Annotated in this window: 19 protein-coding genes and 1 tRNA gene; 3 read left to right on the top strand and 17 right to left on the bottom strand. The window is 72.4% G+C overall.

Annotated elements, in window-relative coordinates; translation table 11 throughout:
* Positions 1-54: 54 nt before the first annotated feature.
* The 7 genes from GJQ66_RS01130 to nagA all read right to left on the bottom strand — a co-directional run bounded on the left by GJQ66_RS01130 (position 55) and on the right by nagA (position 6,530).
* Positions 55-127: transfer RNA gene (locus GJQ66_RS01130), tRNA-Leu, on the bottom strand.
* Between the two features lie 62 nt (positions 128-189).
* Positions 190-1,539, bottom strand: a complete 1,350-nt coding sequence (locus GJQ66_RS01125) for an NAD(P)/FAD-dependent oxidoreductase (RefSeq protein WP_368732507.1) — start codon at positions 1,537-1,539, stop codon at positions 190-192.
* A 23-nt stretch (positions 1,540-1,562) separates the two neighbouring features.
* Positions 1,563-2,885 carry a S8 family serine peptidase gene (locus GJQ66_RS01120; protein ID WP_155047515.1) on the bottom strand — a complete coding sequence of 441 codons (1,323 nt, stop codon included), beginning with the start codon at positions 2,883-2,885 and terminating at the stop codon, positions 1,563-1,565.
* Positions 2,882-3,421 (bottom strand): DUF501 domain-containing protein, encoded by a 540-nt coding sequence (locus GJQ66_RS01115; RefSeq protein WP_368732506.1) that lies wholly within the window; start codon positions 3,419-3,421, stop codon positions 2,882-2,884. Before GJQ66_RS01115 ends, GJQ66_RS01120 begins: the two co-directional genes overlap by 4 nt.
* A gap of 51 nt (positions 3,422-3,472) precedes the next feature.
* Entirely contained in the window at positions 3,473-3,964 is a 492-nt protein-coding gene (locus GJQ66_RS01110; RefSeq protein ID WP_155047514.1) for a septum formation initiator family protein, read from the bottom strand.
* 32 nt (positions 3,965-3,996) lie between these two features.
* Complete coding sequence (gene eno, locus GJQ66_RS01105) at positions 3,997-5,277, bottom strand: phosphopyruvate hydratase (RefSeq protein WP_368732505.1); 1,281 nt, start codon at positions 5,275-5,277, stop codon at positions 3,997-3,999.
* A 98-nt stretch (positions 5,278-5,375) separates the two neighbouring features.
* Positions 5,376-6,530, bottom strand: coding sequence for an N-acetylglucosamine-6-phosphate deacetylase (nagA, locus tag GJQ66_RS01100; protein WP_155047513.1), 1,155 nt, complete (start codon positions 6,528-6,530; stop codon positions 5,376-5,378).
* Positions 6,531-6,644: 114 nt separating this feature from the next.
* Between nagA and GJQ66_RS01095 the strand changes: the two genes are divergently transcribed.
* Positions 6,645-7,889, top strand: coding sequence for an APC family permease (locus GJQ66_RS01095; protein ID WP_155047512.1), 1,245 nt, complete (start codon positions 6,645-6,647; stop codon positions 7,887-7,889).
* Positions 7,890-7,908: 19 nt separating this feature from the next.
* Here GJQ66_RS01095 and hisS read toward each other — a convergent pair whose 3' ends face one another.
* The 4 genes from hisS to mfd form a co-directional block, all read right to left on the bottom strand.
* Positions 7,909-9,192, bottom strand: a complete 1,284-nt coding sequence (gene hisS, locus GJQ66_RS01090; protein WP_155047511.1) for a histidine--tRNA ligase — start codon at positions 9,190-9,192, stop codon at positions 7,909-7,911.
* 7 nt (positions 9,193-9,199) lie between these two features.
* Positions 9,200-9,889: a MazG nucleotide pyrophosphohydrolase domain-containing protein gene (locus GJQ66_RS01085; protein WP_155047510.1), complete on the bottom strand. Its 690-nt coding sequence runs from the start codon at positions 9,887-9,889 to the stop codon at positions 9,200-9,202.
* Positions 9,890-9,951: 62 nt separating this feature from the next.
* On the bottom strand, positions 9,952-11,124 hold the full coding sequence (gene nhaA, locus GJQ66_RS01080; protein ID WP_155047509.1) for a Na+/H+ antiporter NhaA: 1,173 nt from the start codon (positions 11,122-11,124) through the stop codon (positions 9,952-9,954).
* A 112-nt stretch (positions 11,125-11,236) separates the two neighbouring features.
* Complete coding sequence (mfd, locus tag GJQ66_RS01075; protein ID WP_368732504.1) at positions 11,237-14,857, bottom strand: transcription-repair coupling factor; 3,621 nt, start codon at positions 14,855-14,857, stop codon at positions 11,237-11,239.
* 48 nt (positions 14,858-14,905) lie between these two features.
* On the opposite strand from mfd, the gene GJQ66_RS01070 reads away from it, so the two are divergent.
* Positions 14,906-15,319: a hypothetical protein gene (locus tag GJQ66_RS01070; protein ID WP_155047508.1), complete on the top strand. Its 414-nt coding sequence runs from the start codon at positions 14,906-14,908 to the stop codon at positions 15,317-15,319.
* On the opposite strand, the gene pth is transcribed toward GJQ66_RS01070, so the two are convergent.
* A complete protein-coding gene (pth, locus tag GJQ66_RS01065) occupies positions 15,320-15,904 on the bottom strand; it encodes an aminoacyl-tRNA hydrolase (protein WP_155047507.1) in 585 nt (194 codons plus the stop codon).
* A gap of 85 nt (positions 15,905-15,989) precedes the next feature.
* Positions 15,990-16,589: a 50S ribosomal protein L25/general stress protein Ctc gene (locus GJQ66_RS01060; protein ID WP_155047506.1), complete on the bottom strand. Its 600-nt coding sequence runs from the start codon at positions 16,587-16,589 to the stop codon at positions 15,990-15,992.
* 445 nt (positions 16,590-17,034) lie between these two features.
* Here GJQ66_RS01060 and gndA point away from each other — a divergent pair, with 445 nt between their 5' ends.
* Positions 17,035-18,486 carry an NADP-dependent phosphogluconate dehydrogenase gene (gene gndA / locus GJQ66_RS01055; RefSeq protein WP_368732503.1) on the top strand — a complete coding sequence of 484 codons (1,452 nt, stop codon included), beginning with the start codon at positions 17,035-17,037 and terminating at the stop codon, positions 18,484-18,486.
* A 70-nt stretch (positions 18,487-18,556) separates the two neighbouring features.
* Here the strand turns inward: gndA and GJQ66_RS01050 are convergent, their stop codons facing one another.
* From GJQ66_RS01050 to GJQ66_RS01035, 4 genes are all read right to left on the bottom strand, one after another.
* The gene (locus GJQ66_RS01050; RefSeq protein ID WP_230379187.1) at positions 18,557-19,285 is read right to left on the bottom strand and encodes an ABC transporter ATP-binding protein; all 729 of its coding nucleotides are present in this window, start codon (positions 19,283-19,285) and stop codon (positions 18,557-18,559) included.
* A 1-nt stretch (position 19,286) separates the two neighbouring features.
* Positions 19,287-20,747, bottom strand: a complete 1,461-nt coding sequence (locus GJQ66_RS01045; protein ID WP_155047505.1) for an ABC transporter permease — start codon at positions 20,745-20,747, stop codon at positions 19,287-19,289.
* Between the two features lie 67 nt (positions 20,748-20,814).
* The gene (locus tag GJQ66_RS01040) at positions 20,815-22,341 is read right to left on the bottom strand and encodes a cell wall metabolism sensor histidine kinase WalK (protein ID WP_230379186.1); all 1,527 of its coding nucleotides are present in this window, start codon (positions 22,339-22,341) and stop codon (positions 20,815-20,817) included.
* Complete coding sequence (locus tag GJQ66_RS01035) at positions 22,341-23,075, bottom strand: response regulator transcription factor (protein WP_155047504.1); 735 nt, start codon at positions 23,073-23,075, stop codon at positions 22,341-22,343. The genes GJQ66_RS01040 and GJQ66_RS01035 overlap by 1 nt, the downstream gene beginning before the upstream one ends.
* Positions 23,076-23,110 lie beyond the last annotated feature (35 nt).

Raw genomic sequence — 23,110 nt, 5'->3', positions numbered from 1 at the left:
CGCCCGTCGGGACGCGTGCGGGCGGCAAAAGCGCGGCCCGGCGCGCGAATGGGGTGCCCCCGGTGGGACTCGAACCCACACTGTGCCGAGTTTAAGTCGGCTGCCTCTGCCATTGGGCTACGGGGGCCGGATACGCGCGGGGCGCCCCGGCGGTCGTCAGACCTGCTCCGGGGCGCCCCGCGCGCGGCATCACGCCTGCGCGTCGTCCGCCTTCGGCTTCGGCCGGGACGCGAACGCCTCGAAGAAGGCGCGCGGCCGCTCGACGGCCTTGATCTGCACCTGGTCGCGGCCGAGGAAGAAGTTGTGGTACCAGCCCCACAGCACGCGCCACTTGCGCTCCCACGTGGGCATCGCCAGGCCGTGGTACCCGCGGTGTGCGGCCCACGCGAAGAAGCCCGTCAGCGCAATCTTCCCGGACTGGAAGGCGCCGTTGTACAGGCCGAGGCCCGCAACCGCACCCATGTTCTTGTGCACGTAGTCGACGGGCTCCTCGCCGCGCAGCACGGCCACGAGGTTCTTCGCCAGCCGCTTGGCCTGGCGCACGGCGTGCTGCGCGTTCGGCACGCACATGCCGCCGACGCCGCCGCCCGTGAGGTCGGGCACCGCCGAGACGTCACCCGCGGCCCACGCACCCTCCACCACGACGCCGTTCTCGTCGACGACGCGGAGGTCGGCCTGCGCCGAGATGCGGCCGCGCGCCTCGCGCGGCAGGTCGCTCCCGTTCACGACCTGCGGGTTGGCCATGACGCCCGCGGTCCAGATGATGAGGTCGCTCGGGTATTCCTCGCCCGTGTTCGTCTTCACGACGCCGTCGGTGGCGTCGGCGCACTGCGTGTCGAGGTGCACGTGCGCCCCGCGGCGGGCGAGGTCCTTCATGACCTTCTCGGCCGTCTCGAGCGACACCTCGGGCATGATCCGACCCATCGCCTCGATGAGGTGGAACTCGGTCTCCTCGAAGTCGATCTCGGGGAACTTCTCGAGCAGCGCGTTGGCCGCCGAGCGCAGCTCGGCGAACGTCTCGATGCCCGCGAAGCCGCCGCCCACGACGACCGTCGTCAGCAGGCGCTTGCGCAGCGGGTCGCCCTTCGGGAGCGCCGCGGCCTTCTCGAAGTTCGCGATCAGCGTGTCGCGGGCGTACTGCGCCTCCTCGATCGACTTCATGCCGATCGCGTTCTCGGCGATACCCGGGATCGGGAACGTGCGCGAGACGGATCCGGCGGTCACGACAATGTGGTCGTACTCGTACTGCCACGGCTCCGCGCCCTCGGGCGAGATGGTCGCCGTCTTGTTCGCGTGGTCGATGCCCGTCACCTTGGCGTTTATGATCCGCGTCTTCTTCAGGTGGCGGCGGTGCGAGACGACCGCGTGACGCGGCTCGATGGCGCCCGCGGCGACCTCGGGGAGGAAGGGCAGGTAGGCCATGTACGGGAGCGGGTCGACCATGACGACCTCGGCCTCACCGGCTCGCAGGTGCCTCTCGAGCTTCCACGCGGTGTAGAAACCGGCGTATCCGCCGCCGACGATGAGAATCTTGGGCACGGAAACTTATCTCCTTGGACTTGTCAGGGGTTCGGCCCGCGCTGCGCGCGAGCCGAACGAATGCGCCGGGACACTGCGACGACGCCGAGCACGAACAGGATACCAGCGGCGGAGAGCGCGACGAGCGGCAGCGTGACGTCCCGGAGGCTCTCGGCGGACGGGAGGAACGGGCTCCCCGCCTCTGCGGGGCCGTCCACGGCCGGGAGCGCGGGCAGCTCGACGGGGTCGGGCGTCGGGGTCACGGCGGCCTCCGGCTCGCTCCCCGCCGCGCGGTTGATGCGCACCCACTCCGCGAGGCTGCCCATGGGGTTCTCCGAGACGAGCGGCACGTCGTCCTCGATCGCCGCGCGCGCGTCGACGATCCCGAACCCGTAGAGCGGATCCCGTTCCCCCGTCTGCTCGGGGGCCGGATCCGCGGTCTGCACGATGCGGTTGATGACGTTCACGGCGTCGAGGCGGGGGTAGGCCGAGCGCACGAGCGCCACGATCCCGGAGACGATCGGGGCGGATCCGCTCGTCCCGCTCCACTGCTCGACCGTCCCCGTCGGGCTGATCCCGAGCAGCTGCTCGCTCGGCGCCGAGACGCCGATCGTGATGCCCTGCGTCGAGGCGTCCTCGCTCGCCCGCCCGTCGGGGTCCACGCCGGCGACCGTGAGGACGCCGGGGATCGTCGCGGGCGCCCCGACCATGGTCGTGCCGCTCACGCGGTTACCCGCCGCGACGACCACGACGACGTCGTTGTCGTAGGCGTACTGAAACGCGTCGTCCCAGCTCTCGTCCCACTGCGTCTGGTTCGTCGTGAATGACAGGTTGATGACGTCGGCGCCGTTGTCGACGGACCACCGCATCGCGTCGGCCACCTGGTCCGAGAAGGGCACGTCGCTGACGGATCCGAACCCGAGGGACACGGCGAGGAGGTCCGCCTCCGGGGCCACGCCGATCATGCCCTCCTCCTCGCCCGTGCCGCGCGCGGCCGCGAGCGAGGCGACCCAGGTGCCGTGGCTCCGGGTGTGCACGTCGCTCCCGAGCGGCGTGCGCCCGTCGGCCGCCCCCACGCCCGAGACGTCCGTGCCACCCGCGACCGCTCCGTCGAGCTCGTCGATGTCCGCCGCGACGCCGCTGTCGATTACGGCGATCGTCACGCCCTGGCCGCGCGCGGTGTCCCACGCGTCCTCGATGCCGTAGGCCTCGAGCCAGTACTCGGCCGCGCGGGTCGGGTCGGGCTCCTCCGTCGGGGTCGGCGTGGGGGTGCGTTCCGCAGCTACCGCGGCCCCGGGGAGCGCGACGGCACACGCGACCGCCAGCGCGGCGCACGCCGCGGCGATCGCACGGGCCGCCCGCCTCATGCCGCGGGGTCGCCCTCGGACAGCGCCGCGCCGGGCTCCGCGCACGCGCAGCGCTCGGGCGACCAGGCGGATCGCTCGAGCGCGAGGTCGCCGATCGGGTTCACGCCGGGGCCGGCCGCGAGCGCGTGCCCGGCGAGCGCGTGGAGGCACTTCACGCGCGTCGGCATGCCGCCGGCGGAGATGCCCTCGACCTCCGCCACGTCGCCGTACTGCGCGCGATCCGCCAGGTACGCCGCGTGCGCCCGCGCGTACGCCGCGCGCACGTCGGCGTCCGCCTCCAGGAGCTCGGTGAACTCGACCATCAGCTGGCCCGACTCGAGGCGCGACATCTCGGCCGTGGCCTCGGGATGCGTGAGGTAGTAGAACGTCGGGAACGGCGTGCCCTGCGGGAGGCGGGGGGCCGTCGCGACGACGGTCGGGTTGCCGCACACGCAGCGCGCGGCGATGCCCACGACGCCGCGCACCTCACGGCCCAGCTGGGCGGTGAGCACGCGGAGCTCGGCGGGGCGGACGGCGTCAAAGGGGGGCGTGGTCACCCTCCGAGGGTACCGGCCCCGCCCGACGAAACCCTGGTGGGGCGGTCGGGGCTAGTCCTCGGGGAAGACGTCGGGGTCGATCGCCGTGGCCTGCTCGGCGAGCCCCGAGGCGACGACCGAGCGGAGCATGGATCCCATCCAGTCGTCCTCCCGCTCGGAGACCTCGGGATCCACGGCGTCCGGCTCCGTGGCCGCCGCCGCGTCGGCCGGCAGGTCGTCCTGCACGAGGAACACGACCTCCCCGGGAAGCACGTAATAGAGGCGCTCGCGCGCCTGCGTCATGATGTACGCCGGGTCCTGCCACCGCGCCTGCTCGAGCTCGAGGGCGGCGATCTCGTCCTCCGTCGCCGCGACGCCGGCGCTCGCCTGCGCGATCTGCTGCCGCATGTCGATGTATCCGCCGACGGACGGCACGAGCACGAACGCCCCCAGCACCACGAGGCCGGCCATGATCACGGCGAATCCCGAGAGGCGGATGCCCGCGAGCCAGCCGCGCACGTCGACGCGGGGCGAACGCGAAGGGGAAGCCGCGCGTGATGACATGCGGCTTCCCCTTTCGTCGTGCGTGATGTCGCTCAGCCCTGGAAGCGCGGGTAGGCGCCGCGACCGGCGAACGTCGCGGCGTCGCCGAGCTCCTCCTCGATGCGCAGGAGCTGATTGTACTTCGCGACCCGGTCGCTCCGAGCGGGCGCGCCGGACTTGATCTGACCGCAGTTCACGGCGACCGCGAGGTCGGCGATCGTCACGTCCTCGGTCTCGCCGGAGCGGTGCGACATCATGGCCGTGTAGCGGGCGCCGTGCGCCATGGCCACGGCGTCGAGCGTCTCGGTGAGCGTGCCGATCTGGTTGACCTTGACGAGCAGCGAGTTCGCCACGCCCTGGTCGATGCCCTGCTTCAGGCGCTCGGGGTTCGTGACGAACAGGTCGTCGCCGACGAGCTGGACCTTCTCGCCGATGCGGCCGGTGAGCTCCTTCCAGCCCTCCCAGTCGTCCTCCGCGAGCGCGTCCTCGATCGTGACGAGCGGGTAGTTGGCGAGCAGCTCCTCGTAGTAGCCCGTGAGCTGCTCCGCGCTCCAGTCCTTGCCCTCGAAGCGGTACACGCCGTTATCGAAGAACTCGGTCGAGGCGACGTCGAGGCCGACCGCAATGTCGCTGCCCGGCGTGAACCCGGCCTTCTCGATCGCCGCGAGCAGGAAGTCGAGCGCCTCGCGGTTGCTCGGCAGGTCGGGGGCGAAGCCGCCCTCGTCGCCGAGGCCCGTCGCGAAGCCGCCCTTCAGCAGCTCCTTCTTCAGGACGTGGTACGTCTCTGCGCCCCAGCGGAGCGACTCGGCGAACGACGACGCGCCGTGCGGGACGAGGAAGAACTCCTGCATGTCGATGCCGTTGTCGGCGTGCTCGCCGCCGTTGATGACGTTGAGCGCCGGAACGGGCAGGACGTGCGCGTTCGCGCCGCCGATGTAGCGGTACAGAGGCAGGTCGGCCGAGTCGGCGGCGGCCTTCGCGACGGCAAGGCTCACGCCGAGGATGGCGTTCGCGCCCACGCGCTTCTTGTTGGCCGTGCCGTCGACCTCCATGAGGGCCTGGTCGACGAGCCGCTGGTCGGACGCGTCGAGGCCCTCGATGGCCGGGCCGAGCTCGTCCACGACGCTCTCGACGGCCTTGAGCACGCCCTTGCCGCCGTAGCGCGAGGCGTCGCCGTCGCGCAGCTCGTATGCCTCGAAGGCTCCCGTCGAGGCACCGGAGGGCACGGCGGCCCTCTGCACGATGCCGTCGTCGAGGAGGACCTCGACCTCGACGGTGGGGTTGCCGCGCGAGTCCAGGATCTCGCGAGCGCCTACTGCTTCGATCTGTGCCACGGAATGACTCCTTAGAAGGTGACGATGTGGGGCGCCGAGCGCCCGCCGCCAGTCTATGACCCTCGGCGACGCCCGTCACATGGGCGCCGCCTGGCGCGTCACCGGGCGGCGTGAAGCACGCGCCCCTCGCCCCAGACCTCGACGACGCGCCAGCCGGGGGTGAGGAGCACGGCGTCCGCCGCGAAGCCGGGGTCCAGGGATCCGAACGCGTCGCCCTGGCCCAGGGCGCGCGCGGGCACCTCCGTCGCGGCCCGCACGGCCTCGCCCACGCCGACGCCGGCCTCGTCCACGGCGCGCGCGATCGCCCGGTCGAGCGTGAGCGTCGAGCCCGCGATCGCGCCGCCTCCCGCGAGGCGGGCGACCCCGCCCTGGACCGCGACGTCGAGCTCGCCCAGCCGATACGCCCCGTCCGGCGCCCCCGCGGCGGCCATCGCGTCGGTCACGAGCGCCACGCGTCCTGGCGCGGCATCGAACGCCATCCGCACGACGGCGGGGTGCACGTGCACGCCGTCGTTGATGATCTCAAGCGTGACGTCGGCGCGCGACAGCGCGGCGACGACGGGGCCGGGCGCGCGGTGATGGATCGCCGCCATCGCGTTGAACGCATGCGTGAGGATCGTGGCGCCCGCGTCGAACGCGGCCGCGGCGCCCGCGAAGTCGGCCGACGTGTGTCCGACCGCGACGCGCACGCCGGCGGCCCGGAGCTGGCGCGCCGCGGCCGCCGCACCGGGAAGCTCGGGCGCGAGCGTCACCTGCACGAGGGCCCCGGCCGCCTCGGCCAGGAGGGCCGCGACCTCCTGCTCGGTCGGCGCGCGCAGGAGGTGCTCCGCGTGCGCGCCCTTGTGCGCGGCGTCGAGGAAGGGCCCCTCGAGGTGCGCGCCCACGACCAGCGGATCCGCGCGCGCGAGAGACGCCACACGGCCGAGCCGCTCCGCGAGGTCCTGGCGGGAGGCCGTGACGAGCGAGAGGACGTGCCGCGTTGTGCCGTGCGCACGGTGAGTCTCGAGCGCGCGCCGGATCTCTGCCTCGTCCCCGTCGTAGCTGGCGCCGCCCCCGCCGTGCGCGTGGATGTCGACGAACCCCGGCGCGAGGAGGAGCCCGGACGCGTCGACGACGCGGCCCGCCGGCCCCGCCTCCTCGCGCCACGTCCCGCCCGCGCCGCGGGCCGCGATCCGGCCGTCCCGCATGAGGATCCAGCCGTCGTCGATCACCTCGCCCGACGAGACGAGGCGAGCGGAGTGGATCAGCGTCATACGTCGATCTTGCCACCCGCCTGTCGCCCGCCGCGGGCGAACCCGAGGTGAACAGCGCACGACACGCGGCGCGCGACGCGCGCCCGCGCGGGGCGCCGTCACTACGCTCGGCGTATGTCGTCGACGCTCGCCCGCCGCCTCAGACTCCCGGACGCCGTCGCGATCGGCCTCGGTTCGATGATCGGCGCGGGGGTGTTCGTGGTCTTCGCGCCTGCGTCGGAGGCCGCGGGCGCGTGGCTGCTCGCGGGCCTCGTCATCGCGGCGTTCGTCGCCTACTGCAACGCGACGAGCTCCGCGCAGCTGGCCGCCGTACACCCCGTCGCGGGCGGCACGTACGCCTACGGCCGCGCGGAGCTGGGCGCGTGGTGGGGCTACGTCGCCGGCTGGGGGTTCGTCATCGGCAAGACCGCGAGCGCCGCCGCCATGGCGCTGACGTTCGCGGCCTACGTGGCCCCCGGGTGGGAGAAGCCCCTCGCGGCGGCGGCCGTCGCGGCGCTGGCGGGCCTCAACCTGCTTGGCGTCACGCGCACGGCGCTGGCGACGAAGATCATTGTCGTGCTCGTGATCGGCGCGCTCGCGGTCGTCGCCGTGGCGGGCGTCGCCGCGGGTCCGGCCGGCCAGGCCGCCGACGCCGGCGCTCCGGCCGGCGTATACGGCGTCCTGCAGTCCGCGGGCCTGATGTTCTTCGCGTTCGCGGGCTATGCGCGCATCGCGACGATGGGCGAGGAGGTCGTGGATCCGGCCCGCACCATCCCCCGCGCGATCGTCGTCGCGCTCGCGGGCGCCGTGGCGGTCTACGCCGTCGTCGCCGTCGCGGTTCTCGTGGCGCTCGGGCCATCGGGCGCGGCCGGATCCGCCGCTCCGCTCGCCGACGTCGTGGCCGCCGCCGGGTGGGACGCGGCGGGCCCCGTCGTCCGGGTCGGCGCCGCGCTCGCGAGCCTCGGCGCGCTGCTCGCCCTCCTGGCGGGCCTCGGGCGAACGAGTCTCGCCATGGCCCGCGAGGGCGACCTCCCCCGCGCGCTCGCGGCCGTGAGCGCCACGCGGCGCGTCCCCCACCACGCCGAGATCGCGATCGCGGCCGCCGTCATCGTGGTCGTGCTCGTCGGGGACGTGCGCGGGGCGATCGGGTTCTCGTCGTTCGGCGTCCTGATGTATTACTTCGTCGCCAACGTCGCGGCGCACCGGCAGGGCCCCGCGGTGCGCCGATACCCCCGCGCCCTGCAGGTCGCGGGGGCGATCGGCTGCGTCGTGCTCGTCGCGACGCTTCCGTGGCAGTCGATCGCGATCGGCCTGGCGGTCACCGCGATCGGCGTCGCGCTACGCGTGGCGCGCCTCGTCGCCGAGCGCCGCGCGCTCTAGGGTCGGCCTGCCTGGCCGCTCAGCCGAGCGACTGCGTCTCGAGCGAGCCGGGTGCCGCCCCCGCACGGACCGTGACGAAGGCCGTGTATCCGTCGGCCTCGGCGCGGGCGAGCAGGTTTTTGAGGTTCTTCGTGCGCTGCTCGAGGCGCACGCGCGCGCCGGTCTCCACGAGGGCGGCCTTGTGCGCGAGGAGCTCGGCCAGCGGCACGTCGCGATCGTGCACGAGGACCACCGCGGGCGCCGCGGCGCGATCCGCGACCTCGACGAGGTCGACGATGCGCTCGAAGCCAATGGAGAATCCCACCGCCGGGACGTCCTGCCCGAGGAACCGGCCGATCATGCCGTCGTAGCGTCCGCCGCCGCCGAGCGAATACGACACGAGCGGGTGGGCGATCTCGAAGATCGTGCCGGTGTAGTAGCCCATCCCGCGCACGAGGAACGGGTCGAAGACGAGGGGCGCGGCGCCGCCCGTCGCGCTCGCGACCGCATCGCCGACCGACACGAGGTGGTCGACGACCTCGTCCGGCACACCCTCGGGAAGGCGCGAACGGATCTCCGCGGGCCCGAAGGCGCCGCGGGCGGATTCGGCCGGCAGCGCACCGAGGAAGGCCTCCAGCCGGTCGACGGCCGTCTCGTCGGCCCCCCGCTGGCGAAGCTCGGCCGCGACGCCGTCCGCGCCGATCTTGTCCAGCTTGTCGATCGTGATGAGGACCGCCGGGCGCGCCGCCTCGGGGAAGCCGAAAGCCTCGAGCATCGCGTCGAGCGCGCGGCGATCGTTGATGCGGACGCTCGCGCCCTCGAGCCCGAGGGCGGAGAGCGCGTCGAGCGTCGCGGCGATGAGCTCGGACTCGGCGCGGCCCGTGGCGTCGCCGATGATGTCGATGTCGCACTGGACGAACTGACGGTAGCGCCCCTTCTGCGGGCGCTCCGCGCGCCACACGGGCGCGATCTGCACGGCCCGGAACACGCTCGGCAGCTCGCCGCGGTGGGTCGCGTAGAAGCGCGACAGGGGCACGGTGAGGTCGTATCGCAGCCCGAGGTCGCTCAGCGCCGCCGGGTCCTCCGCCGCCGCGCGCACGCCGTCGGCGTCGAGCCCGCGGCGCAGAACGTTGAACGCCAGCTTCTCGTTGTCGCCGCCCACGCCCGCGTGCAGGCGGTCGTAGTCCTCCAGGACGGGCGTCTCGATCTCGTCGAACCCGTGGGCGCGGTAGCGCTCGCGGATGACGGCGAGCACGCGCTCGCGGCGGGCCTTGTCGGCGGGGAGGAAATCGCGCATTCCGCGCGGCGGGTTCACGGTGGCCATAGGGTCCCTATTCTTCCACCTCCGCGCGCCGCACCTCGTCCGCGAGCGCGCGCACGCGGGCGCGGAGCGCCCGCTCGGCGTCCCAGCCGCGCGCGCGGGCGAGGGCGGCAAGCCCCGCGAGGACCTCGCCGAGCTCCTCCTCGCTCGCGGGCAGGAGGGCCTCTCCCGAGTCCGCCTCGATGGCCTCCGACGCGGCGATCTCCTCGCGGAACTCCAGGCCCACGCCCGCGCGCTCGGCGCGACCGAGCACCTTCTGCGCCAGCGCGAGCGCGGGCATCGCGGGCGACACACCGTCGAGTACCGAGGTGCGCGCGGGCTTCTCGGCGGCCTTCGCCGCGTTCCAGAGCTCGAGCACGCGCTCGGGCGTCTCGGCCACTTCGCCCGCGAACACATGCGGGTGACGGCGGGTCATCTTGTCCGCCAGCGTCGCGGCCACGTCCTCCAGGGTAAACGGGTCGGCCTCGTCGGCCGCGGCCACCTCGGCGTGGAAGAGGACCTGCCAGAGGAGGTCCCCCAGTTCCTCGCGCAGCCCGGCACGGTCGCCGCGCTCGATCGCGTCCACGACCTCCGCCGCCTCTTCCGTGGCGTAGGGCGCAAGGGCGTCGTGGGTCATCTGCCGCGACCACACGCAGGTCTGGTGCACGCGCCGCATGACATCGACGGCGCGCAGAAGCTCGGGGGTGTGGGAGGAGGCCATGCCCCCATTGTCGACGACGAACGGCCCGCCGGGATCGCTCCCGACGGGCCGTTCCAGGGCGCTCAGGCCGCGGCGTTCTCCTCCGCCGCGATCCGGCGATGGTGCGCCGCGCGCCAGGACACGAGGAATCCCGACAGCACGAGCGAGATGAGAGATCCGATCAGCACGCCGAGCACCGCCTCGTCGGCGACCTCGGGCCGCGAGGCGAACGCGAGGCGCGACAGGAGCAGCGACACCGTGAACCCGATCCCGCCGAGCGCCGCGGCGGGCAGGATGTCGGCGAAGGCCACCTCGGGCCGCCCCCTCTCGTCCCGCCCGATGAAATTGGCCAGCCACCCGAACAGCGTGATCCCGATGAGCTTGCCGACGGGGAGCGCGATGACGATGCCCCACATCGCGGGCGAGATCTCGGCGACGCTCTCGACCTGCGGGATCATGACGAGCGCCGAGAAGAAGGCGAACACGGGCAGGACGAGGCCGTTCACCCACGGTTCGAGCGCGTGGCGCGCGCGCATGCCCTCGTCCTGGCGAATGACGAGCCCCAGCATCACGCCGGCGAGCGTCGCGTGGATCCCCGCGAGGTAGATGAACGCCCACGCCACGAGTGCGATCGCGATCATGAGGGGCACGACGAACGCCTGGTTGCGCCGCGACCGGAACCGGCTGAGCACGGCGAACAGCGCGACCAGGGCGAACCCGATGAGGAGGTTCAGAAGGTTCAGGTCGGTCGTGAAGAGGATGGCGATGAAGAGGATCCCGACGATGTCGTCGATGATCGCGAGCGCCAGCAGGAAGACGCGCACCTTCGTCGGCAGGCCCTTGCCGAACATCGCCAGCACGCCGAGGGCGAAGGCGATGTCGGTCGCCGTGGGGATCGGCCAGCCGTGCACGGCGTATTCGTCGCGCCCCGCGATCGCGAGGTAGATCCCGATCGGGACGATCACGCCGCCCGCCGCGGCGATCGCGGGCTTGATGGCCTTGCCGACGCTGTTGAGCTGCCCCCACGTCAGTTCGTACTGGAGCTCGACGGCGACGGTGAAGAAGAACACGGCGAGCAGCAGGTCGGCGACCCAGTCCGACAGCTCGAGCTTCAGGCCGAGCGTCTCGGGGCCGAACTCGACGTGGCTCGCGTGGATAAGGTCCTCGCCGAACGGGAGGTTCGCGAGGATCAGGCCGAGCGCGGCGGCCCCCAGAAGGAGAAACGCGGGGAAACGCTCGGAGCGGAGGAGTTTCATCGATGCCTTTCGGTTGCCGATTGACCGCGGACCGTACGGGCCGCGGCGCCGACCAGACTTCCCGGCACACCGCGTCCCACCCTATCGGGACCGCGCGCCGTGACCTGTCAGGCTACTGCGCGCGATCCTGCCCCTCGCCGGCCGCGGCCGCGGAGAGGGGGAACAGGGCGTCGAGCAGCTGGCGTACCCAGGCCAGCAGGTCCGCGTCCGCGAGGGCCTCTCCGCCGGCCGTGGGAAGCGGAACGAGGAGGGCGTCGCCGGAGCCGATGAGCTTCGCGCCGGGGTACAAGCGCTTCAGCCGTACCTGCATCGAGTCCGGCAGCCCGGCGGGCGCGATCCGCAGGTTCTTTCCCATCGCGACGACGTCCGAGAGGTTCGACTGCGCGGCGCGCCGGCGCAGTCGCGCGACGTCCACGAGACCGCGCACGGGGGCCGGCGGCTCGCCGTAGCGATCCGCGAGCTCCTCGACGACGCGGTCAATCGCGTCCTCCTCGGCGCCGGCAGTCGCCGAGGCCGACAGCTTCTGGTAGGCCTCGAGCCGGAGGCGCTCGCTGTCGATGTAGTCGTCGGGGATCCGCGCTTCGAGCGGCAGCTCGAGCCGCAGCTCGACCGGCCCGTCGCCCTTCTCGCCTCGGAACTCGCTCACGGCCTCCCCGATCATCCGCAGGTAGAGGTCGAACCCGACGCCCGCGATGTGACCGGCCTGCTCCGCGCCGAGGAGGTTCCCCGCGCCGCGCAGCTCGAGATCCTTCATCGCGACCTGGATGCCGCTGCCCAGGTCGTTGTGCACGGCGATCGTCTCGAGGCGGTCCGCCGCGGTCTCCGAGAGCGGGCGATGCTCGTCGTAGACGAAGTAGGCGTAGGCGCGCTCGCGCCCGCGCCCCACCCGGCCGCGGAGCTGGTGGAGCTGGGCCAGACCGTACTTGTCGGCGCGGTCGACGATGATCGTGTTCGCGTTCGCGATGTCGATGCCGGTCTCGATGATCGTCGTGCACACGAGCACGTCGAACTTGCGCTCCCAAAAGTCGTCGACGACCTGCTCCAGCTGGTGCTCACCCATCTTGCCGTGGGCGACGGCGATCCGGGCGTCGGGCACGAGCTCGGCCAGGTGGCTCGCGACGCGCTGGATGCTCGTGACGCGGTTGTGCACATAGAACACCTGCCCCTCGCGCAGCATCTCGCGTCGGATGGCGGCGGCGACCTGTTTGTCGTTGGACGGGCCCACGTAGGACAGGATCGGGTGGCGCTCCTCCGGGGGCGTGGCGAGCGTCGACATCTCGCGGATCCCCGTCACCGCCATCTCGAGCGTGCGGGGAATCGGCGTGGCGCTCATCGCGAGGATGTCGACGTTCGTCTTGAGCTTCTTCAGCGCGTCCTTGTGCTCGACGCCGAAGCGCTGCTCCTCGTCGATGATGAGGAGTCCGAGGTCCTTGAACACGACCTGGTCCGTGAGGATTCGGTGCGTGCCGATCACCATGTCGACGGATCCGTCGAGCAGCCCGCGCAGCGTGTCCCGCGCCTGCTGCGGCGTCTGGAAGCGGCTGAGCGCCTTCACCTTCACGGGGAAACCCGCGAAGCGCTCCTGGAACGTCTCGAGGTGTTGCTTGACCAGCAGCGTCGTGGGCACGAGCATCGCGACCTGCTTACCGTCCTGGATCGCCTTGAAGGCGGCGCGCACGGCGACCTCGGTCTTGCCGAAGCCGACGTCGCCCGAGAGGAGGCGATCCATGGGGGTCGCGCGCTCCATGTCGCGCTTGACCTCGTCGATCGTCTGGAGCTGATCGGGGGTCTCGGCGAACGGGAACGCCTCCTCGAGCTCGCGCTGCCAGGGCGTGTCCGGCCCGAAGGCGTGGCCCTTCGACGCCATCCGGGCCGAGTAGAGCTTCACGAGCTCCACCGCGATGTCTCGGACCGCCTTGCGCGCCTTCTTCTTCGCCTGCGCCCAGTCGGACCCGCCCATCTTCGACAGCTGCGGGTTCTCGCCGCCGACGTACTTCGAGAGCAGGTCGAGCTGGTCCGTGGGGACGAACAGCTTGTCGCCCGGATAGCCGCGCTTCGAGGGCGCGTACTCGAGCACGACGTAGTCGCGCGTCGACTTCTGCGCGCCGCGACCCCCCGTGGACACCTCGCGCTGGACCATCTCGACGAAGCGGCCGATGCCGTGCGTCGCGTGCACGACGGGATCCCCGGGCTTCAGCTGGAGCGGATCCACGACGTTGCGCCGCCGGGAGGCGAGCTTCTTCACGACGCCTGCGTCCTGCGCGATCGTGCGCCCGTAGAACTCGGAGTCGGTGAGGACGGCGACCCGGGCCTCCTCGGACACGAATCCCTTCTCGACCTGCGCGCGCAGGAGAGTCGCGACCCCCCGCTCGGGCGCCTCGGCCAGCGCGTCGACGATCCGCGCGGCGACACCGCGCTCGGACAGCACGTCGCGCGCCCGGTCCACGAGGCCCGTGCCGGTACCGGCGACGACGACCGCCCACCCGTCCGCGACGAGCCCGCGCACGAACTCCGTCGCGCCGTCGACGTTGCCCTGGAAGGACGCGGGCGCGTCGGCCCGGATCCGCATCGAGGACGCTCCGGGGGCGAGCGCCTCCCCCGCATCCGCCAGCTCCTCCGCGATCTCCCCCAGCCCGGAGTCGAAGGGGCTCAGGGTCCACCACACCCCGCCGCGCGCCGCCGCCGCCTCGCGCAGATCGCCGACGCCGACGAAGCCGGCGTGCGCCAAATCGAGCGGCGCCTCGCCGCCGGCGGTGGCGGCGTTCCACGCGGCCTCGAGGAACTCCGCGTTCGTCTCGGCGAGGCTCGTGGCGCGCGCGAGCGCGCGCTCGGGGTCCACGAGCGCCACGGCCGCGCCCTCCGGGAGATAGTCGACCACGCTCACGAGCGGACCCGCGACGAGGCTGGAGAGCGACTCCATCCCCTCCGTGGGGATTCCCTCCCCCATTCGCTCGAGCATCTGGCCGATCCCGGGGTATTCGGCCTGGAGCTCCCGCGCGCGCTGCCGGACCTCGGGGGTGAGCAGCAGCTCGCGGCTCGGCATGAGCTCGATCCGCGCGATCGTGCCGGGGGCGGAGCGCTGGTCGGCGACGGAGAACTCGCGGATCTCGTCGACCTCGTCGCCGAAGAACTCGACGCGATACGGGTGATCGGCCGTCGGCGGGAAGACGTCGAGGATCCCGCCGCGCACGGCGAACTCGCCGCGCCGCGACACCATGTCGACCCGGTGATAGGCGAGCTCCACGAGGCGCGGGGCGATGTCTTCCAGCCACAGATCGCGGCCGCCGGCGGCGAGCACGATCTCCTCGGCGTCGCCCAGCCCCGGCGCGATCGGCTGCATCGCCGCGCGCACGGACGCCGTCACGATGAGCGGGGTCTCGCCGTCCCAGCGCGCGAGCCTGCGGAGGGTTTGAAGCCTCCGGCCGACGACCTCGGGGCTCGGGCTCAGGCGCTCGTGCGGGAGGGTCTCCCAGGCGGGCAGGTCGACCACGTCGGCGACCGGCAGGTAGGCCGCGAGGGCCGCGGCTAGCTGCTCCGAGCGGCGGCTCGTCGGCGCGATCGCCACGAGCACAGGCGGGTGGCCCGCCCCGCGGCGCCGCTCGAGGAGGGCCGCGAGCGCGGGCGCGTCCAGGCCGTCCACGGCCGAGAACTCCGCGTCGACCGAGGAGCAGGCGATCGCCTCCCGGAACGAGGACGACGTGTCGAGGGCGCGCAGAATCCCGGAAAGAGTCACGGCACCAGTCTACGAGGGACCCCCGACGCGCGGCCGTAGGATGGCCGCGTGACGACGCCCCCGCCCCCGCGACCCCGCGCGCTCGGGGTCGTGGCGTTCGCCGGAGCGGTCGCCTCGCTCGTCCTCGGCGCCGCGGCGATCATGCTCGCGGGGTGGTCCATCTCGCGCGCGCTGCACTTCACCGACTACCCGGACCTCGTCCAGGACACGGAGGCGCAGCTGTGGGAGAGCGCCGGATCGCTGGCCTTCTCGGCCGCGTGGCTCGCGGCGGCGTGGATCCTCCACGCGCTGCTCGCGGCGTGGGCCCTCGTCCAGGGCATCGTCGCCGTCGCGGTGGGGCGCGGCCGGGCGTGGGGCGTAGCGGCGATCGTCATCGCCGCTCTCGCGTGGCTCCCGCTCACCTGGGTGGCCCAGGAGGCCGTCCTCGCGGGATTCCTCGGCCTCGTGCCCTTTTTCGGGTGATCAGGCCCGCGGCGCGTGCACGCGCTGTTGCGCCGCGGTCAGACCCTCGTCCGCGATCAGCTCCGCGGCGTCCGCCGCGTCCGACACGAGAATGGGGAGATTCTGGCGTTCCGCGGATCCGAACTCGGCGAGCACCCAGTCGGCCGGATCCTGCCGCCCCGCCGGGCGGCCGATGCCCACGCGCACCCGCGCGAAATCTGGCGTGCCGAGCGCCTTCTGGATGTCGCGGATCCCGTTGTGCCCGCCGTGTCCGCCGCCGGACTTGAGCTTCAGCTGGTCGAACGGGATGTCGAGTTCGTCGTGAACGACGATGAAGCGCTCGGGCGCGACGCGGTAGAAGGACGCGAGCGCCGCGGCGGGGCCGCCGGAGGTGTTCATGAAGCCGTTCGACTTCGCGAGCACGAGCTTCGCGGCGCCGGGGCGGAGCCACGCCTCGGCCACGCGCGCGCCCGCCTTGTGCTGCCGCCACGAGGCATCGCGGCGGGCCGCGATCTCGTCGACCACCATCTGGCCGACGTTATGACGCGTGCGTTCGTACCGCGGGCCGGGGTTCCCGAGGCCCATGATCAGCCAGGTCTCCGCCATGGCGCTCTCCTCTGTCGTCGCCGAGACGGGATGAGGGGGCGCGGTGTCCCCGCGCCCCCTCATCCCGGTGTCGATACCGAAATCGTTACTCGGCCGACTCCGCGCCGTCCTCGGCGGGCGCGGCGGCCTCGTCGTCGTCGTCGGACGCGCTCGGCGTCGAGATGCCCACCACGAGCAGCTCGGGGTCGTCGGCGAGCGTGACGCCGGCGGGGAGCGTGAGGTCCTTGGCGTAGACGTGCTGCCCGTCCTCGAGGCCGTCGATGTTCACGACGATGTGCTCGGGGATGTGCATTGCCTCGGCCTCGACCGTGATCGCCGTCGCGCTGAGCGTCGCGATCGTGCCGGAGAACGACTCGCCCTCGGTGACGTAGGGCACATCGACCGTCATCTTCTCGCCGCGCGTGACGACGACCAGGTCGATGTGCTCGATGATCTGGCGCACCGGGTCGCGCTGCACGTCCTTGACGAGCGCGAGCTGGCTCTCGCCGTCGAGGTCGAGGTCGATCACGGCGTTCGCGTGACGCACGATGAGGCCCGTCTGGTGCCCCGGGAGGGCGAGGTGCTTGACCTCGGTGCCGTGGCCGTAGAGGACCGCGGGGATCTGGCCGGCGGCGCGCAGGCGGCGGGCGAAGCCCTTGCCGAACTCGGTGCGAACCTGGACGGTGAGCTTGTTGCCATCGCTCATGGGTGTCTCCTGTCTCGGTGCACGCGTACCGAGGCGGGCCGCGTGAGTGAACGTGTGTCTCGACTCCAACGCAGGACGTGAGGAGAGCAGTTCTGCCCGCATCACCGCGTCGATAACGGAGGCGCCGAAGCGCTTCCCTCGCCGAGGTCGTCGTCTATCGTACCCGATCGGCGCGATAGGATCGATTCTCGTGCGCGTTTCGCGCGCCCCCACCCCAAGCACCTACGGAGACCCCCGCGCATGGACGCTTCGCACATCGTCGCCCTCGTCATCGCCGCCCTCGCCACGTGCACGACGATCGGGTTCGTCGGCGCCCTGTTCACGCTCGGTCGGCAGTCGTCCTACAAGGACTGATCGCCCCCTCCGTTTCGCCCGCGGCGCGGGGAGGCCCCGCGACGGGCTAGCCTGGGGTCATTCCTGATCCCCCTTCTCGAAGGAGTCGTGCGTGAACCAAGCCGCAGCCAACATCGGGGTCGTCGGCCTCGCCGTGATGGGCTCGAACCTGGCCCGGAACCTCGCGAGCCGTGAGGGCAACACGGTCGCGGTGTACAACCGCAGCCGCGAGAAGACCGACCAGCTGGTCGCCGAGCACCCCGAGGCCGGCTTCCTGCCCGCGTTCGACTACGCCGAGTTCGCGGCCACGCTGTCGAAGCCCCGCACGGCCATCATCATGGTCAAGGCGGGCCGGGGCACCGACGCCGTCATCGACGAGCTCGTCAAGGTCTTCGAGCCGGGCGACATCATCGTCGACGGCGGCAACGCCTACTTCCCCGACACGATCCGCCGCGAAAAGGCGGTGCGCGAGACGGGCATCAACTTCGTCGGCGCCGGAATTTCGGGCGGCGAGGAGGGCGCGCTGAACGGCCCGTCGATCATGCCCGGCGGATCCGACGAGTCGTGGGTGACGCTCGGCCCGATCCTGAAGTCGATCGCCGCCGTCGCCCCGGACGGCGAGCCCTGCGTCACGCACGTCGGCCACGACGGCGCGGGCCACTTCGTGAAGATGGTCCACAACGGCATCGAGTACGCCGACATGCAGCTCATCGCGGAGGCGTACGACCTCATCCGCCGCGGCACGGGCAAGACCCCGACCGAGATCGCCGACATCTTCGCGGCGTGGAACACGGGCGAGCTCGAGTCCTACCTCATCGAGATCACGGCCGAGGTCCTGCGCCAGGTCGACGCCGAGACGGGCAAGCCGCTCGTCGACGTCATCCTCGACCAGGCCGGCGCCAAGGGCACGGGCGCGTGGACGGTCCAGACCGCGCTCGCGCTCGGCGTCCCCGTGTCGGGGATCGCCGAGGCGACCTTCGCGCGCTCGCTGTCCTCGCACCCCGAGCAGCGCGCGGTCGCCTCGGCCCTGCCCGGCCCGGCCGAGCCGTTCGAGGTCGCCGACGCCGACGCCTTCATCGCCGACGTCGCGCAAGCGCTGTTCGCGTCGAAGATCATCGCCTACTCGCAGGGCTTCGACGAGATCCGCGCCGGCGCCGCCGAGTACGGCTGGACGATCGACCTCGGCGCCGTGTCGAAGATCTGGCGCGAGGGCTGCATCATCCGCGCCCAGTTCCTCAACCGCATCGCCGACGCCTACGCCGGCGAGCCGGACCTGCCGGTGCTCGCGACCGCGCCGTACTTCGCCGACGCGCTCACGCGCGGACAGGCCGCCTGGCGCCGCGTCGTCGTCGCGGCCACCGTCGCGGGGATCCCCTCGCCGGCGTTCAGCTCCTCGCTGGCGTACTACGACGGTCTGCGCGCCGACCGCCTCCCGGCCGCCCTCGTGCAGGGGCAGCGCGACTTCTTCGGCGCGCACACGTACAAGCGCATCGACAAGGAAGGCACGTTCCACACGCTGTGGTCCGGCGACCGCTCCGAGATTGAGGCCGAGGACACGCACTGACATCGTCCGCGCGAAACGAGGATCGCCCCCGCCATGCGGCGGGGGCGATCCTCGTTTCTCAACGGTGCGCTCAGGCCCACGCGGTGACGTCCTTCACCCGGCCGCCCTCGAGCCGCAGGCGGCGGCGCGCGCGACGGAACACGGCGGAGTCGTGCGTCACGAGGATCAGGGTCAGCCCGTCGCTGTTGAGGCCCTCGAGAAGCGCCATGATCTCGTCGCGCGTGCGCTCGTCGAGATTTCCCGTCGGCTCGTCCGCGAGGAGCACGCGGGGCCGGCCCGCGATCGCGCGGGCGATCGCCACGCGCTGCTGCTGTCCGCCGGAGAGCTCCGCGGGGAGGTGATCGGCGCGTTCCGCGAGACCCACCTGCGCCAGCGCCTCCGCGACGCGGCGCGCGCGCTCGGCGGCGTCGAGCCGCAGCGGCTCGAGCCCCATGTTCACGTTCTGGGCCGCCGTGAGGGTGGGGATCAGGTTGAACCCCTGGAAGACGAAGCCGATCTCCCCCGCGCGCAGCCGCCCGAGCGTCCGCGGCGAGGCGTCCGTGAGATTCGTCGTGCCGAAGGCGATCGCGCCCGACGTGGGCGAATCGAGCGCCCCGAGCATCTGCAGGAGCGTGGACTTGCCGCCGCCCGTCGGGCCCTGGATCGCGACGAACTCGCCCTCCTCGATCGCGAGGTCGACGCCGCGGAGCGCCTGCACCTCGCGGCCCTTCTGCGCGTAGGTCTTCGTGACGGCATCGAGCGTGTACAGCGCGGTCATGGGGTTCTCCTGGTCCGTGGGGGTGTGCGCGATCGTCGACATCTCAGGCCACCGACCTCAGCGCCTCGGCGGGGCTGAGCCGCGCCGCGCGCCATCCGCCGATCGCGCCGGCGACGAGGCCGCCCGCGATCGCGAGCCCGACGGCCGCGAGGATGACGCCCACGCTGACGGGCGCCGACAGGACGACGTCCGCCGCCGTCTCGGCCGCGGGGGCCGCCCCGAAACCTCCGCCCATGCCCTCGCCGCCGGGCGCACTCGCCGCGGCGTCGCCCGCCGACGACGAGAGCGTCGGGTGCACGAGGTTGATGACGAGGACGCCGACCAGCCCGAGCGCGACGCCCGCGACGCCGCCGATGATGCCCTGCACCACCGACTCGCCCGCGACCTGGCCGACGATCCGGCCGTTCGTCCAGCCGATTGCCTTCAGCGTGCCGAACTCGCGGGTCCGCCGCGAGACGCCGGAGATGGTGAAGAGCACGGCCAGCAGGACGGCGACGGCCAGGACGATGATCGACAACCAGGTGCCGAGGCCGGAGATGAGGCTCGAGGCGCTCGTGAGGGATCCGGAGACCGTCGCGGCGAGGTCGCTCTGCGAGCTCACCGTGGCGTCCGGCAGCTCCTCCTCGAGCGCGTCCTGCACCTCGGCGATCGCGTCCGAGGAGGTCGCCTGGACGTAGACCGTCGAGATCGCGTCCGTCTCGCCCGACAGGTCCTGGGCGACGTCCAGCGGGATGAACACATCGGCGGCCGTGTCGGCCTCGTCCGTCGCCGACGCCACGACGCCGACGATCTCGACGTCCTCGCCGCCGAGCTCGACCGTGTCGCCGACCGCCAGCTCGTTCGACGTCGCGTAGGTCTCGTCGACCACCGCGACGAGCGCGCCCGCGTCCGAGGCCTGGAGGGCGCGGCCGTCCACGACCTCCGCCGAGGAGAGCGGGCCGACCGTGGTCGCGGCGTCGTCCACGCCGAGGACCGACAGCGAGTTCAAGTCGAACGCGCTCCCGCCCGCGCCGTCGAACCCGCCCGAGGGCGGCGCCTGCATCTCGCCCTCGCCGGGCGGGGCGGCCTCGCCGGACTCCGACGCCTGCGACGGGATCTCGCCGCTGAACTCCATGTTCGACAACGCCAGCGCGGCCGAGACCGCCTCCACGCCGGTCGTGCTCGCGGCCGTCTCGCTGGCGGAGGCGTCGAGCGTTCCGCGCCCGCGCTCCACAGAGAGCGTGGACTGCGACAGCTCGGTGGTCCCGTCCTCGCCTGCCTGCTCGCCGCCGAACTCGAAGCGCTGGCCGCCGCCTTCGCCCGGCTCCGCCGCGGCCCCCGTAACGGTCAGGTCCGTCCCCACGCCGTACACCGACGCGAGCGCCTCCTCCTGTGCGTCGGACACGCCGCGCGCCAGGGACGTGGCGATGATGACGAGGGCGATCGCGACCGCGAGGCCCGCCGCGACGATGGCCGTCTGGCGCTTTCTCCCGGCGAGCTCGCGCCGGAGATAGGTGCCGTACATGAAGTCTCCTTTCGCCGCCCGCTCGGGCGGCCAGGAGAGACGCTATGAACCGCGTCAATGGGAGTCGTCAGCCGTTCTGATGAGAAGGTGATGAATCCCGAACCGCGTGAGGCTTGGCCGGCAGGCTCACGATGAACCGCGTCGCGCCGGGCCGGCTGTCCACCGAGATCTCGCCGTGGTGCGCGTCGACGATCGCCTTGACGATCGAGAGCCCCAGCCCCGATCCGCCGGTCTTCCGGGCTCGGCTGACGTCCCCGCGCGCGAACCGCGTGAACAGGGTCGCCTGGATCTCCGGCTCGATTCCGGGCCCCGTGTCGTCGACGGTGAGGATGGCGCGAGTCTGGGATCCCTCGCCCGTCGTCGCCAGCGAGACGGTCACCGAAGTGCCCTCGGGCGTGTGCGTGCGCGCGTTCGCGAGGAGGTTGGTCACGACCTGTGTCAGCCGGGCGCGGTCGCCCGCGACGAGCACGGGCTCCTCCCCCACCTCGGCCCCCCAGTCATGCTCCATGCCGGCCATGGCCTGGTCCCCGACCGCGTCGACGACGACCTGGCGCAGGTCGACCATGTCGTAGACGAGCTCGTGCCCCTCGTCGAGGCGGGCGAGGAGGAGCAGGTCCTCCACGAGGCCCGTCATGCGCTGCGACTGCGCCTCGATGCGCTGCAGCGACTGGCGACTGCCCTCGCTGAGCGTGCCGTCGCGCAGCGACAGCTCGCTGTAGCCGCGGATCGAGGCGAGCGGCGTGCGCAGCTCGTGGCTCGCGTCCGCCACGAAGCGGCGCATCGTCTCCTCGTTGCGCTGGCGGGCCGAGAGCGAGTCCTCCACGTGGTCGAGCAGCGTGTTGAGCGCGGCGCCCACCCGGCCGACCTCAGTCGCCGGATCCGCCTCCTCGGCCGGGACGCGCTCGGCGATCCGCACGTCGCCCTGGTCGAGCCGCTGACGCGAGACGCGCGTCGCTGTGGCCGCGACGCGGCGGAGCGGGCGGAGGCCCCGGCGGATGATGCCGGAGGTCGCGACGCCGAGCAGGAGCATGCCGCCGACCGTCGCGAGCCCGATCGACCAGAACATCTGCTGCAGCGTGAGCTTTTCGGCGGCCGTGGACATGCCCAGGGCCGCCACCGGCTCGCCGCCCTGGGACGGGATGCCCATGACGCGGAACTGGCCGAGCCCGCTGATCGTCACGGTCGTCAGCCCCTCCGTGCCGTCGATCGCGCTGAGGAGCCCCTCGATCTGGGCGTCGGAGAGCGTGTACCGGTCGTAGTCGTTGCCGACGACGGCGCCCGTCGCCCCCGTGAAGGGGCTGTCGATCACGAGGAGCATGCCGGGGGACGCGCGGGTGCGCTCGAGCTGCTCGCCCGCCGTGCCGTCGAGCATCGTGATGCCGAACTGCCCCGTCAGGGCGCTCGTTGCCTCGCGCAACCGGCTGTCGACCTGCCCCGTGAGGACGTTATTGAGGATGACGCCCGTGACGACGGACACCACGATGAGGATCGCCGCGACGATGGCGAACACCGCGAGCATCAGACGCGTGTGCAGCGCCATGGGCGGCTTGACGGGCGCGTCCGGCGCCTGTGCCGCCCCCGGGCGGCGCGACATCACTGCGGGGCCTTGATCATGTACCCGACGCCGCGGACCGTGTGGATGAGCGGCTCGCGGCCCGCGTCGATCTTCTTGCGGAGGTAGGAGATGTAGAGCTCGACGACGCTCGACTTGCCGCCGAAGTCGTAGTTCCACACGCGGTCGAGGATCTGGGCCTTCGACACGACGCGGCGCGGGTTGCGCATGAGGAACCGCAGGAGCTCGAACTCCGTCGCGGTGAGCTCGATCTCCGCCTCGCCGCGGAGCACCTCGTGGCTGTCCTCGTTGAGGCTGAGGTCGCCGACGCGGAGGATCGGCTCGGGCTCCGCCGCGAGCGCCGTGCCCGAACGGCGCATGAGCGCGCGCAACCGGGCCACGACCTCCTCCAGGCTGAACGGCTTCGTGACATAGTCGTCGCCTCCCGCCGTGAGCCCCGCGACCCGGTCGCTGACGGCGTCCTTCGCGGTGAGGAAGAGCACGGGCACCATGTTGTCCTGCTGCCGCAGGCGCTGGAGGACGGCCATCCCGTCGAGGTCCGGCATCATGATGTCGAGCACGATGGTGTCGGGCTGGAAGTCCTTCACCGACTGCAGGGCCTCGGTGCCGCTCCCGGCCGTCCGAACCTCCCACCCCTCCATGCGTAGTGCCATCGACAACAGGTCGGTGAGCATCTGCTCGTCGTCGACGACGAGCACGCGTACGGGCGTGCCATCGGGCCGGGTCAGCGCGGTCGAGGTCGTGGGGTTCGTCATGCTTCTCATTGTCCGCGCATACCTATGCGAACGCT

Origin of the sequence: Microbacterium sp. ZXX196 (assembly GCF_009709595.1) — a bacterium.
Taxonomy (GTDB): Bacteria; Actinomycetota; Actinomycetes; order Actinomycetales; family Microbacteriaceae; genus Microbacterium; species Microbacterium excoecariae.
The sequence above is the reverse complement of the archived record's forward strand: the minus strand, read 5'-3'. Positions and strand labels throughout refer to the sequence as shown.